The following is a 13,555-nucleotide window of genomic DNA, read 5'->3' on the forward strand; positions in this document are numbered from 1 at the left end:
CCCTCCCCCCTCTTTTTCCTGCCATGGTCCACACAGTCCACTCCAGCCCCAAGGCCGCACAGCTGCAGCACTTGCCGCATGCGGTAGTCGCCTTCAGCCGCGATTTCGATCACGACCAGTTGCTCGCCACGCACTCGCATCCGCGCGGCCAGTTGCTGTACGCAGCCGAAGGCGTCATGCAGGTGCGCACCGCGCACGGCCTTTGGGTGATCCCGCCGCAGCGCGCGCTGTGGGTGCCGTGCAGCCTGGCGCATGAAATCCGCATGCTCAGCGCGGTGCGCCTGCGCACGCTCTACATCCGTCCGCACGAATCGGAGCTGATCGGCGTCGAGTGCCGCCTGCTGGAAGTCAGCGCACTGCTGCGCGAACTGATCCTGGCGCTGCTGCAGGAAGAATCCGATTACGACACACGCGCCCGCGGCGGCCACCTGGCGCAACTGATCCTGTCGGAAATCGACGGCGCCGCCGCCATCCCGGTGGTGATTCCCTGGCCGGCCGACCGGCGCGTGGTCGCCGTGTGCGAAGCCATCCTCGCCGATCCCGGCAACGCCAACTCGCTGGAGCACTGGGCCGAATTCGCCGGCGCCAGCCCGCGCACGCTGATCCGCCTGTTCCCGAAAGAAACCGGCTTGCATTTCCGTCACTGGGTGCAGCAGGTCCACATCACCGACGCGCTGCTGCGGCTGTCGCAAGGCGAAGCAGTCGAACGCATCGCCGAGCGGCTCGGTTACAAAAGCGCCAGCGCCTTCACCAGCATGTTCCGCAGCGTGCTCGGCAAGACCCCGAGCCAGTACGGTGGGCTGGCGCGCCGGAACGTCGCCGCCGACAGCATGTTGCAACGCGCCAAAGAAACCGGATGATGCCGCGCAAAACACGCTTCATCACGATCGGTTATCACGCGATGAATTAGTTTCATTGGACAGTGCCGGGGGCCGGGCGTAGTGTCGCCTTCCAACCGGTAGCTCGTATTCAAAGAGAACCGGCAACAGAATCAAGAACCATAAAAGCCGGCGGACGCACCCGGGGCAGCAGCTTCGGGACGTCACGCTTCAGGCGGAGACAACACAGGATTTTTCACGCGAGAACGACTTCCACGCCGGCGACGCATTGCGTCCGTCGCGAAGGCCCTCTTGCGCCCGTAATTTCCTGTGACCGCAATTCCGAATTGAATTCGTTTTTCAGTAGTGCTTTACAAGCAACACAAGCAGTGAAACAACAATAATTCTTACTCCAGGAGATTGCATGAACACCTTCAAATCCAGCATCAAATCCAACATGAAATACGCCGCCGCAGCCGTCCTCGGCCTGGTCTGCCTGGCCCAGTCGGTCAGCGCCGACACGCTCAATGACATCCGCCAGCGCAAGAAAATCGTCATCGCCATTGATCTCGGCTCGCCGCCGTTCGGCATGACCGACGACAAGCTGCAACCTTACGGCTCCGACGTCAGCGCCGCCAAGATGCTGGCCAAGGACCTCGGCGTCGAGATGGAAATCATCCAGGTCACCGGCCCCAACCGCGTGCCTTTCCTGCTGACCAACAAGGCCGACATCGTGATTGCGTCGTTCAGCATCACGCCGGAGCGCGCCAAGGTGATCAATTTCAGCGTGCCCTATAGCGCGTCGGAATCGGTGGTCGGCGCCGAACATTCGATGCAGATCAAGAGCCTGGCCGACCTGGTCGGCAAACGCGTCGGTGTGGTGCGCGGCAACCTCCAAGACACGCTGCTGACGCCGCTGGTCCCCAAGGGTACGACGCTGGTGCGTTATGACGACGATTCGACCAATGCCGCCGCGCTGCTGTCGGGCCAGGTCGACGCCATCGGCACCGCCAAGGAATTGGTGACGACAACGGCACGCAAGAATCCGGGCCGCAATATTGAAACCAAATTTGCAGTCAAGGTGGTCCCGCACGGCATCGGCGTACGCAAGGAAGACACGGCGCTGCTGGCCTGGATCAACAACTGGGTTGTCACCAATATGAAGAACGGCAATCTGGCTAAATCCTATGAAGCCGCCGCCGGTGCACCGCTCGCCGACCTTTCGCAATACATGCCGAAATAATCGAATCATAGATCGCTTCACGTCGGCGCAGCCTCCGGTTGCGTCGGCTTTTTCCACTTTAGAGAAAGCATTTCACCAGTCATGAAAAATATCGGATTCATAGGCGTCGGCATGATGGGCCAGGGCATGGCGCACAACCTCGTCGTCAAGGGTTTCAACGTCACCGTGATGGGCAACCGCAATCGCAAGCCGGTGGAAGAACTGGTCGCCGAAGGCGCACGCGAAGCCGCCAGCCTGCAAGACCTGGTGGCCAACGTCGACGCCATCATCCTGTGCGTCACCGGCTCGCCGCAGGTGGAAGACCTGATCTTCCGCGCCGGCGGCATTCTGGAAAACTGCCGCAGCGGCCAGATCCTGATCGACTGTTCCACCAGCGAGCCGATGTCGAGCGCACGCATCGCCGAACAACTGGCGACCAAGGGCGTCAGCTTCGTTGATGCGCCGCTGGCGCGCACCCCGGTCGAAGCCATGCAGGGCCGCCTCAACACCATGGTCGGCGCCGACGACGCCACCTTCGCCAAGGTCAAGCCCATCCTCGAAGCCTTCTGCGAAAACATCTTCCATATCGGCGGCACCACCAGCGCGCAAAAGCTCAAGCTGCTCAATAACTTCATCGCCATCGGCACTGCCACGCTGGCGACCGAAGCGCTGGCGATGTGTGACGCCGTCGGCGTCGATCAGCGCAAGTTCTTCGACGTCATCAGCAAGGGCGGCGCCAACAGCGGCATCTTCCAGATGATCGCCGGCGGCATCCTCGAAGGCCGCTCGGACGGCATGAAGTTCAGCATCGCCAACGCGGGCAAGGATCTGAGCTATTACAACAACATGACGGCGCAGTTCACCAATCCATCCATGATCGGCCCGCATGTTGCCGCGACCTTGCAGCAGAGCGCAAAGGAAGGTTTCGGCGAGCAGATGCTGGGGGCGATGGTGCAGGCGCACAAAGAACGCCTGGCGTTGAAGAAGTAGGCGGCTACGCCGCCGGTATTCGGTATCAGGTATCGATATCCGGACGCCGGCGGCGTGCCTTGTTTCGGCTTGATGCGATGCAATTGCTCCGGGGAACAGCGCAGGTAGGCCTATTTGACGGCTGCCTGTGGTTTCGGCGCATGTGCGGGGTGAATTTGTCCGGGAAAACGACGGCCCGCCGGTTTTGTTTGCTAATATTTACACCCTGTCCGTTGGCAAGACCAAAATGGGGGTAAAACGGGCAGATCCGGGGATGGGGCACACGACGCCCCATACAATCAAGCGACGACAAGAAAGAAAAGCTGTGATGAAAATGATACGCCCGTTGCTGGCCTTATTGATGCTGGCCGCCGTGCTGGCCGGTTGCGCCTACGGTCCAAAACCTGCTGACCTGGAAGTCGCCATGCCGGCGCTCAAGCCTGGTTATGGCCGCATCTATTTCCTGCGCTCATCGGCTTTCTTCGGCTCTCCCGTTCAACCGGAAATACTGCTCAACAACCAGGTCGTCGGCAGGTCGCGGGCGCGCGGCTTCTTCTTTGTCGACCGTCCGGCCGGTCCTTACCAGGCACGGACTTCCACCTCGGTCACCAGCACGCTTACTTTTGATCTTTACCCTGGCGAAACAAAATACGTGCGTACCGAACTGGTCATCGCTTTGATGGGCATCATGCCAGGCAGCATCGCCTTCACCCTGATGGATGAATCCGTCGGCGAGCCGGAACTGCGCAAGCTGAGTTATACCGGAAGGACCGTCAAACCCGAGCCGAGGCAAGCGCCGCAGCGAGCTTCCCAACCAGCGCCGCAACAGATGCAGCAGCCTATGCAGCAACCAATGACACAACCGGTGACTCAATCAGTCTCGCAACCAGTTGTGCAACCAATGCCGACAAACTGCACCGACTCGGCTACTTGCTGAATTTCTCCGGAGGTCGCCCTCAATCAGGCGACCTTCGACTCTTCCTTCCGCACCATCGGTGACGGCAATTCAGCTGAACTCGGTCGAGCTCAGCTGAACTCAGTTGCTCTCCACCGGCACAAACTCCTCAATCAACACGTTCGCCGGAAAACCCACCGTGAAGGTGCTGCCCTTGTCCGGCACCGACTCCACGCCGAGGGTGGCGCGATGGCGCAGCAGTACGTGGCGCACGATGGCCAGACCCAGGCCGGTGCCTTGCGTCTCGCGCGAACGGCTCTTGTCGACGCGATAGAATCGCTCGGTCAGACGCGAGATGTGTTCCTGGCTGATGCCGATGCCGTTGTCCCTGACCACGAATTGCGCACCGCCGCCCGGCTTGCGTTCCCAGTACAGCTTGATGGCGCCGTCTTTCGGCGTATAGCGTACGGCGTTGGAGACCAGGTTGCTGAAGGCGCTGCGCAGTTCGTCGACGTTGCCTTGCAGATCGGGGCCGTCGGACTCCAGCGTGATCTGATGCTTGCCGGCCGACAAGGCCTTGGCTTCTTCCAGAATGCCTTCCAGCAGTGGTCGTACCTGCACGCGCTCTGAGCGCAACGGATAGTCAACCGACTCCAGCCGCGTCAGCGTGAGCATGTCGCCGATCAGGTTCTGCATGCGCTGGCCCTGTTCGGTCATGAGTTTGAGATGCGAAGTGCGCACGTCGGTGTCGAGGTTAGGTTGCGCCAGCGCAATTTCGAGGAAACCATTGATCACCGTCAGCGGCGTGCGCAATTCATGCGAAGCATTGGCGATGAAGTCGCGCCGCATCATGTCGATGCGCTCCGATTCGGTGGCGTCGTGCGTGACCAGGATCTGGCGGCGGTTCTCGAACGGGATGATCTGCACGATCAGCTTGCGCTCCTGCACGCTCAGGATCAGCGGCTGCTCATAGCGGCCGAGGATGATGTAATCGATGAAGGCGGGGTTGCGGATCAGGTTGGTGACGCGCATGCCCTTGTCGCGCTCGAGCTGCAAACCCAGGTGCTGCTGCGCCGCCGGATTGCACCACTCGAGGAACAGCACATCATCCATGATCACCACGCCATCCGGCAGCAGGCTCATGGCCTGGCGGAAACGCGCCAGCCATTCGGCCAGCTCGATCTGGTTCTTTTCGTCGTCACGGCGCATGCGGTACAGGCGCGCAAAGATGTCGGTCCAGGCGCCCCATCCATCCGGCAACTTGGCATGGCTGGGATTGTCGAGCCAGCTGCCGAGGCGGAACAGATAATGCAATTGGGTGAACGCCAGCGCGCCCATGCCGGCCAGCGCGACGATCAATCCGGCGGTAGCGCCGAAGAAAAACCAGACGACGCAGACGCCAATCAGGCAGATCAGGAAGCGCAAGGCTGCCGGAACCCAGAACAGCAGTTGTGGACTCATGTGATGCTCGTTAGTTTCAGGACTGGAACAGGCGTCCAGTATAGAGGTGTTTCGGGGTTCACGGCATCTGCCGACAGCGCCCCGCTCCTGCTGTTCTTGTTATTTTGCCGACAGCATGTAGCCGACGCTACGCACCGTCTTGATCAGGTGCTCGGCGTCGCGCAAAGCCTTCCGCAGGCGCAGGACGTGGACGTCGACAGTGCGCTCTTCAATGACGACATGGTCGCCCCAGACGCGGTCCAGCAACTGGCTGCGTGAAAACACGCGATCCGGATGCGCCATGAAGAATTTCAGCAGCTTGTATTCGGCGTGGCCGATGTCGATCTTGTCGCCGCCGAGCGCCACCGAGCAGCTGGCCGGATCGAGCGTCACCGGACCGACCGTCATTTCTTCCTGGGCGAACTCCGGGCTCTTGCGGCGCAGCAGCGCCTTGATGCGCGCGGTCAGTTCGCGCGGCGAAAACGGCTTGGTGATGTAGTCGTCGGCGCCATTGTCGAGGCCGGCGATCTTGTCCTCTTCCATGCTCTTGGCGGTCAGCATGATCACCGACAGTTGCTGCAACTGGCGGTCGCCGCGGATGCGCGACAGCAAGTGCAGGCCGCTGCGGTCAGGCAGCATCCAGTCCAGCAGCACCAGTTGCGGCGCGCGGCGCTGGACGAATTCCCAGGCCGCGGCCGTATTGGACACCACGAAACTCGACCATCCCGCCTCCTTGAGCGTGAAGGCAATCAGCTCGGCAATCGAAGGCTCGTCTTCAACGATCAGGATGGTAGTCATGGAGTTGCGCTATCTGAAGGGTTCAAGGAAAACGCCGGTTCAATCTTCTTCGGTCACGGAAATCTGCGCCGAACCGAAATCGGTATGACGAATATCCTTGCCGCCGACAACGTAGATCACGTATTCGCCGATGTTCTTGGCGTGGTCGCCGATGCGCTCGATGGCCTTGGCCACCCACAACGTGTCGATCGAGGCCGAGATGGTGCGCGGATCTTCCATCATGAAGGTCGCCAGGCTGCGCGTGATCGAACGGAAGCCGTGGTCAATGCTGGCGTCCTGTGCGATCAGCGCAGTCGCTTGTTCGGTATCGAGACGGGCGAAGGAATCGAGTGCGCTGCGCAGCATCTCGGAAGCTTCTTCAGCGATGACACGCACGGTCTCATAGTGATTGATCGGACCGACGCCGCGCTTGTGCAGGTGGATCGCATTGCGGGCGATCTTGGTGGCTTCGTCGCCGACGCGTTCCAGGTCGGTGATGATCTTGATGGTCGCCATCACGGTGCGCAGATCGTTGGCGGTCGGCTGGCGACGCACGATCAGGTGGCTGCAGGCATCGTCCAGTTCGACTTCCAGACGATTGACTGACTCGTCGTCCTTCATCACGCGTGCGGCCAGCTCAAGATTGCCGTTACGGAAAGCCGAAATCGCATCCTGGAACTGACGTTCCACCATGCCGCCCATGGCCAGCACTTTGGAACGAATGGTTTCCAGATCGGCATCGTATTGCTTGGAAGAGTGATCGCCTGTCATGTGACGTCCTTAGAAAATGTATAAATATTTATTAACAACCAACCGGCCTCAAGAGGTGCGGCAGAAGAACCTATTCGACTAACCTTGGATCGTTGTATCGGCGTAGCGAGCGGCGTGAGTTTGCGTCGAGAAGCGCAGCCGTACGGAGGTACGGTGAGCATCGCAGACGCAAAATCGCGTCGCGCAGTAGCCGAGACAATGATTCAATTAGCCAAAACGGCCTGTGATGTAATCTTGGGTTTCTTTGCGTGCCGGATTCATGAAAATCTGGTCGGTCTCGCCAAATTCCATCAACTCGCCCAGGTACATGTAGGCGGTGTAATCCGAGCAGCGCGCCGCTTGCTGCATGTTGTGCGTGACGATGGCGATGGTGTAGTCCTTCTTCAGTTCGCCGATCAGCTCTTCCACCTTGGCGGTCGAGATCGGATCCAGCGCCGAGGTCGGCTCATCCAGCAGCAGCACTTCCGGCTTGACCGCGACGCCGCGGGCGATGCACAGACGTTGTTGCTGACCGCCCGACAGGGACAGACCGCTCTTGTTCAGTTTGTCCTTGACTTCACCCCACAGCGCGGCTTTGTTGAGCGCCCATTCGACGCGCTCGTCCATCTCGCCCTTCGGCAGGTTTTCGTACAGGCGGATACCGAAGGCGATGTTGTCGTAGACCGACATCGGGAACGGCGTCGGCTTCTGGAACACCATGCCGACCTTGGCGCGCAGCATGTTCAGATCCTGGCCTGGTTCGAGGATATTGTTGCCGGCGTACATGATCTTTCCTTCGGCGCGTTGACCCGGGTACAGGTCATACATGCGGTTGAAGGTGCGCAGCAGGGTCGACTTGCCGCAGCCCGACGGGCCGATGAAGGCGGTGACCTTGCCTTCGAAGATGTTCAGGTTGATGTTCTTGAGGCCCTGGAAGCCGCCATAGTAGAAATTCAGCTGCGAAATTTCAATGGTCGATTTCTTGTCTGCTGTTGCGGATGTTTGCGTAGTCATAGTATTCACTTGTCGATTCGCTTATCGGTTGTCCGGTATCAATTAACCAGGGACGCGTTGGCTGAACATGGTGCGGGACAGGATATTCAGTGCGAGCACGCTGACGGTGATCAGCAAGGCGCCGCCCCATGCAAGCGCCACCCAGTTGTCGTAAGGACTCATGGCGAACTGATTGATCACCACCGGCAGGTTGGCGATCGGACTGTTCATGTTGGTGCTGAAGAACTGGTTGTTGAGCGCGGTGAACAGCAGCGGCGCCGTTTCACCCGAGATACGCGCCACCGCCAGCAGCACGCCGGTCACGACGCCGGCCTTGACGGCACGCAGGCGGATCATCATCGCCACTTTCCAGCGCGGCGCGCCGAGCGAGAAAGCTGCTTCGCGCAGGCTGCTCGGCACCAGCTTCAACATGTTGTCGGTCGTACGCACCACCACCGGGATCGCAATCAGCGAGATCGCGAAGGTGCCGGCCCAGCCGGAGAAGTGGCCGACGTTGGCGACATAGATCGCGTAGACGAACAGACCGATGACGATCGACGGCGCCGACAGCATGATGTCGGTGACGAAGCGTGTGGTCTGGGCCAGCTTGCTCTCCTCGCCGTATTCAGCCAGGTAGATGCCGGCCAGGATGCCGATCGGCGTGCTGATCAGCGTACCGAGACCGACCATCATCAGGCTGCCGACGATAGGGTTGAGCAGACCGCCGCCGTCGCCGCCCGGCGAAGGGGTGTTTTGCGTGAGCATGCCGATGTTGAGTGCGCCGAAGCCCTTGATCAACAGCGTCAGCAGGATCCAGGCCAGCACGATCAGGCCGGCGGCCATCGCCAGGAACGAGAACAGCATGCCGATGCGATGCTGCAGCAGACGGCGGCGATACACCGGGTTCAAGGGCGAGTTCAGTGGAATGGCAGTGTCGGCTTTGTTCGAGCCGGCTTGCGGAGTGACTTGTTGGTTCATTATTTTGCGCCTTCCTTGCGTGTCATACCCATCAACATGACCTTCGCCACCGCCAGCACGATGAAGGTGATCACGAACAGGATCAGACCGAGTGCGAACAGCGACGATACGTGCAACGTCGACGATGCTTCGGCGATTTCATTGGCGAGTGTGGAAGCGATGCTGTTGCCGGCGGCGAACAGCGACCACGAGAGGCGGTGCGAATTGCCGATCACGAAGGTGACCGCCATGGTTTCGCCAAGCGCCCGGCCGAGGCCCAGCATGACGCCGCCGACCACACCGGTCTTGGTGTACGGCAGCACCACCTTGCGCACCACTTCCCAACGCGTACAGCCGAGGCCGTAAGCGGATTCCTTCAGCACGGCCGGCACCACTTCAAACACGTCGCGCATCACCGAGGCGATGAACGGGATGATCATGACCGACAGGATCAGGCCGGCGGTCAAAATGCCGATACCCATGGTCGGTCCCTGGAACAAGGCGCCGATTACAGGAAGTTGGCCGAGGGTGGCTTTCAGGGCCGGCTGCACGTATTCGGCGAACAGCGGCGCAAACACGAACAAACCCCACATGCCGTAGATGATGCTGGGCACACCGGCCAGCAGTTCGACTGCCGTGCCGAGCGGACGACGCAGGCGGCTCGGGCAGATTTCCGTGAGGAACAGGGCGATGCCGAAGCTGACCGGGAACGCGATCAGCAGCGCGATCAGCGACGTCGTCAGCGTGCCGACGATGGCGATCGCAGCGCCGTATTGGTCATTGACCGGGTCCCACTCGACGCGCGTGATGAAGCCGGGGCCGAATTCATGGAAGGCCGGCCAGGCGCCGATGAAGAGGGAAACAATAATCCCGCCGAGCATCACCAGTACCGACAAGGCGAAGATCAGCGTGACTTTATGAAAGAGGAAATCCTGAATGCGCTGCTTGCGCATGGTCGCCAACAGCGCGGCGTGCGCGTGCTGAGCTTGTTGCATGGCGCCACTATCTGCGGGAGGCTTGCCTAAATCGGTGTTCGACATGGTCGTGGCAGAGATGTTTGAGCTCATTATTTTCACCATTTGGTGCGGATTGCAGCGATGGTGAACGCCGCCGCAATCCGCTATACATCATTCAATGCACTACCGAAAACAAGTTCTGACTGACTGAATCTTTCGATCCGTGATTACCAGACTGCCTTGCCGGAGCTGTCCTTGACATTGGCTTTCCAGGAATCTTCAACCAGCTTGACGACTGCGGCCGGCAGCGGCACGTAGTCCAGATCGGCTGCAGCTGTACCGCCGTTCTTGTAAGCCCAGTCGAAGAACTTCAGGACTTCCTTGCCCTTGGCGCCGTCGGCAGCTTGTGCCTTGTGCAACAGGATGAAAGTTGCGCTGCTGATAGGCCAGCTGTTCTTGCCGGCTGCATCGGTGAAGTCAACGGCGAAGCCAGGAGTCTTGGCCCAGTCGGCAGCAGCAGTCGCCGCCTTGAATGTCGCGTCGTCAGGCGACACGAAGGTGCCGTCCTTGTTCTTCAGCTGGGTGTAGTTCAGCTTGTTCTTCTTCACGTAAGCGTATTCGACGTAGCCGATTGCGCCCTTGACCTTTTGCACGTTGGCGGCGACGCCTTCGTTACCCTTGCCGCCCACGCCGACCGGCCACTTCACTGCTGTGCCTGCGCCGATCTTCGACTTGAAGTCTGCGTTGGCCTTCGACAGGTAGCTGGTGAACACGAACGATGTACCCGAACCGTCGGAACGGTAGACCACGGTGATGTCTTCGGCCGGCAACTTGACGCCTGCGTTCAGGGCTGCGATTTCAGGAGCATTCCACTTGGTGATCTTGCCCGAGTAGATGTCGCCCAGCACTTGGCCGGACAGCTTGACCTGGCCTGGGGTGGTGCCGTCGAGGTTGATGACCGGGACCACGCCGCCGACGACTGCCGGGAATTGCGTCAGGCCGTCAGCGTCCAGTTCAGCTTGCGACAGCGGAGCATCGGATGCGCCGAAGTCAACAGTCTTGGCCTTGATTTGCTTGATGCCGCCGCCGGAACCGATGGATTGGTAGTTCAGGCTGTTGCCGGTAGCGGCCTTGTACGATTCCGCCCATTTGGCGTAGATCGGATACGGGAACGATGCGCCGGCGCCGGTGATTTCTGCTGCGTGCACTGCGGCGGAAAACGCGACCGTACCGCACACTGCTACCGCAACAGATTTAAGAATGTGATTGAACCCCATGTCTTGCTCCTTTGTTTGACGAGATAGTTTGTCGAAGAACCCATTTAATGAATTGCCGTCTTACCTGTACTGCCTGACGACCTTCACGAAGAAACCTGCGGAACCGATGAAATGCGTTCCTGGGACGGGGTGAACTTTAACCAGCAAATGTGACGAGTTTATGACCCGCCCCTGTCATGAAAGGAAAAGAAGGCATTGCTTGATCGACAACAAGGAAAGCACTACGCAGACGGGGTTAGAATCAGGGGCTCAGGAGACAATTTCCAGGCGGAAACGTAGGTACACATGGGACACGGCATTTGTGACATAGCCCTCCGGGCTTGTCATTAACTTGTCATACAGCCCCCCTACACTGCGAAAAATTGCTATGGAAACCAATGGGATCGGCGCATGACCAGAAAAGTAAAACCGGACGATAACGCTCACACGGAGATCAATCCGACCGCCATTTACCTCAACCGCGAATTGTCCCAACTGGCATTCAATCGCCGGGTGCTGGCGCAAGCCGAGAACAAGCAGATTCCTCTGCTCGAGCGTCTGCGCTATTTGTGCATCTGCAGCAGCAACCTCGATGAATTCTTTGAGGTGCGCATCGCCAGCCTGCTGGCCAACCGCATCGAAGGCGAACATATCGACCCGCCCGAACTGAGCGCGGCGCTCGAACGCACCAGCATCGAATGCCACCAGATCGTGGCGCGCCAGTATGAATTGCTGAACAAGGACATCCTGCCGCAGCTGGCGCACAAGGGCATCCACCTGCTGCGTCACGAAGACCGCAACGAGGCGCAGCGCGCCTGGGTCAAGCAGTACTTCGAACACAACGTGCGGCCGCTGCTGACGCCGATCGGTCTCGATCCGGCCCATCCGTTCCCGCAGGTGTTGAACAAGAGTCTGAACTTCATCATCGAACTGTCCGGCAAGGACGCCTTCGGCCGCGGCACGGCGATCGCCATCGTCAAGGCGCCGCGCGTGCTGCCGCGCGTGATCCGCCTGCCGGACGAACTGTCGGACAAGAAAGGCGTGTCGTTCTGCCTATTGTCCTCCGTCATCCATGCGCATATTGCCGAATTGTTTACCGGACGCGAAATCACCGCTTATTCGCAGTTCCGCGTCACCCGCAACAGCGACCTGTGGGTCGACGAAGAAGAAGTCAAGAACCTGCGCCAGGCCTTGCAGACCGAATTGCAGAGCCGCCAGTTCGGCGTCGGCGTGCGTCTCGAAGTCGCCAGCAACTGCCCCGAACACCTTGCGCAATTCCTGCTCGAACAGTTCTCGATCGAACGCAACCGCCTGTACGCCGTCAAGGGTCCGGTGAACCTGGTGCGGTTGTCGGAACTGGTCGACCTGGTGTCGGAGCCGGCGCTGCGCTTCCCGCCGTTTGCGCAGACGCTGCCGCCGCATTTGCAGAATGAGAATATTTTTTCTGTGCTGAAGAAACGCGACGTGCTGCTGCATCATCCGTTCCAGTCGTTCCAGCCGGTGGTGGATTTCATCCGCACGGCGGCGCAAGACCCCAACGTGATGGCGATCAAGCAAACGATTTACCGCACCGGCATGAACTCCGACCTGATGGAGGCGCTGATCCACGCCGCTCAGCGCGGCAAGGAAGTCACCGTCATCGTGGAACTGATGGCGCGCTTCGACGAAGAAGCCAACATCAACTGGGCGGTCAAGCTGGAACAGGCCGGCGCGCAAGTAGTCTACGGCGTGGTCGGCCTCAAGACCCATGCCAAGATTGCGCTGGTGATCCGCCGCGAAGACAACGCCCTGCACTTCTACGCCCACCTTGGCACCGGCAACTATCACCCGACTACCACCAAGTTCTATACCGATTTCGGCCTGCTGACCTCACACCGCGAATTGACCGCCGAGGTCAACGAAGTGTTCATCCACCTGACCACGCTGACCAAGCCGCGCACCCTCAATCACTTGTGGCTGGCGCCGTTTTCGCTGCAAAAGGAAATCATCCGCGCCATCCGCAACGAAGCGCAGATCGCACGCGAAGGCCGGCCGGCGCGCATCATCGCCAAGATGAACGCGCTGCTGGACGAGTCGGTCATCCGCGCCTTGTATGCCGCGTCGGCCGACGGCGTCAAGATCGACCTGATCGTGCGCGGCGCCTGCGCGCTGCGTCCGGGCGTCGCAGGCCTGTCGGAAAACATCCGCGTGCGTTCGGTAATCGGCCGTTATCTGGAACACTCGCGCATCTATTATTTCCGCAACGACCTGGCGCATGATGTTTATCTGTCGAGCGCCGACTGGATGAACCGCAACCTGTTCCGCCGCATCGAAGTGGCCTTCCCTATCCTGGACAAGACGCTCAAGAAACGCATCATCACCGAAGGTCTCGATCCCTACCTGAAGGACAACACCAACGCCTGGCACCTGAATTGCGACGGTGCGTATGTGCAGAAGAAGGCGCGCACGCGCCAGGCTGCATTCAGCGCCCAGGCTTACCTGATGCACACGCTCGGCATTGCCGCGCCAGGCGAGGAATGACG

12 protein-coding genes are annotated in these 13,555 nt (G+C 59.9%); 5 read left to right on the forward strand and 7 right to left on the reverse strand.

What is annotated here, in order from left to right; translation table 11 throughout:
• Positions 1-23: 23 nt before the first annotated feature.
• From E4P32_RS15125 to E4P32_RS15140, 4 genes are all read left to right on the forward strand, one after another.
• Positions 24-860 carry a helix-turn-helix transcriptional regulator gene (locus E4P32_RS15125; protein WP_116435003.1) on the forward strand — a complete coding sequence of 279 codons (837 nt, stop codon included), beginning with the start codon at positions 24-26 and terminating at the stop codon, positions 858-860.
• A gap of 382 nt (positions 861-1,242) precedes the next feature.
• The gene (locus E4P32_RS15130; RefSeq protein WP_116435002.1) at positions 1,243-2,061 is read left to right on the forward strand and encodes a transporter substrate-binding domain-containing protein; all 819 of its coding nucleotides are present in this window, start codon (positions 1,243-1,245) and stop codon (positions 2,059-2,061) included.
• Positions 2,062-2,142: 81 nt separating this feature from the next.
• On the forward strand, positions 2,143-3,030 hold the full coding sequence (locus E4P32_RS15135) for an NAD(P)-dependent oxidoreductase (RefSeq protein WP_116435001.1): 888 nt from the start codon (positions 2,143-2,145) through the stop codon (positions 3,028-3,030).
• A gap of 127 nt (positions 3,031-3,157) precedes the next feature.
• Positions 3,158-3,946: a DUF2846 domain-containing protein gene (locus E4P32_RS15140; RefSeq protein ID WP_135008750.1), complete on the forward strand. Its 789-nt coding sequence runs from the start codon at positions 3,158-3,160 to the stop codon at positions 3,944-3,946.
• 99 nt (positions 3,947-4,045) lie between these two features.
• On the opposite strand, the gene phoR is transcribed toward E4P32_RS15140, so the two are convergent.
• From phoR to pstS, 7 genes are all read right to left on the reverse strand, one after another.
• Positions 4,046-5,365: a phosphate regulon sensor histidine kinase PhoR gene (gene phoR, locus E4P32_RS15145; RefSeq protein ID WP_116434999.1), complete on the reverse strand. Its 1,320-nt coding sequence runs from the start codon at positions 5,363-5,365 to the stop codon at positions 4,046-4,048.
• A 99-nt stretch (positions 5,366-5,464) separates the two neighbouring features.
• Positions 5,465-6,142 carry a response regulator gene (locus E4P32_RS15150; RefSeq protein WP_116434998.1) on the reverse strand — a complete coding sequence of 226 codons (678 nt, stop codon included), beginning with the start codon at positions 6,140-6,142 and terminating at the stop codon, positions 5,465-5,467.
• 39 nt (positions 6,143-6,181) lie between these two features.
• Positions 6,182-6,892 (reverse strand): phosphate signaling complex protein PhoU, encoded by a 711-nt coding sequence (gene phoU, locus E4P32_RS15155; RefSeq protein WP_016835874.1) that lies wholly within the window; start codon positions 6,890-6,892, stop codon positions 6,182-6,184.
• Between the two features lie 207 nt (positions 6,893-7,099).
• On the reverse strand, positions 7,100-7,885 hold the full coding sequence (pstB, locus tag E4P32_RS15160; protein WP_116434997.1) for a phosphate ABC transporter ATP-binding protein PstB: 786 nt from the start codon (positions 7,883-7,885) through the stop codon (positions 7,100-7,102).
• Between the two features lie 42 nt (positions 7,886-7,927).
• On the reverse strand, positions 7,928-8,842 hold the full coding sequence (gene pstA / locus E4P32_RS15165) for a phosphate ABC transporter permease PstA (protein WP_116434996.1): 915 nt from the start codon (positions 8,840-8,842) through the stop codon (positions 7,928-7,930).
• Positions 8,842-9,861, reverse strand: coding sequence for a phosphate ABC transporter permease subunit PstC (gene pstC, locus E4P32_RS15170; protein ID WP_116435327.1), 1,020 nt, complete (start codon positions 9,859-9,861; stop codon positions 8,842-8,844). Before pstC ends, pstA begins: the two co-directional genes overlap by 1 nt.
• Positions 9,862-10,004: 143 nt before the next feature.
• On the reverse strand, positions 10,005-11,054 hold the full coding sequence (gene pstS / locus E4P32_RS15175) for a phosphate ABC transporter substrate-binding protein PstS (protein WP_116434995.1): 1,050 nt from the start codon (positions 11,052-11,054) through the stop codon (positions 10,005-10,007).
• Positions 11,055-11,444: 390 nt separating this feature from the next.
• Between pstS and ppk1 the strand changes: the two genes are divergently transcribed.
• Positions 11,445-13,553: a polyphosphate kinase 1 gene (gene ppk1, locus E4P32_RS15180; RefSeq protein WP_116434994.1), complete on the forward strand. Its 2,109-nt coding sequence runs from the start codon at positions 11,445-11,447 to the stop codon at positions 13,551-13,553.
• Positions 13,554-13,555: the final 2 nt, after the last annotated feature.

It is taken from the genome of Herbaspirillum sp. 3R11 (genome assembly GCF_004563925.1).
Lineage (GTDB): Bacteria > Pseudomonadota > Gammaproteobacteria > Burkholderiales > Burkholderiaceae_D > Herbaspirillum.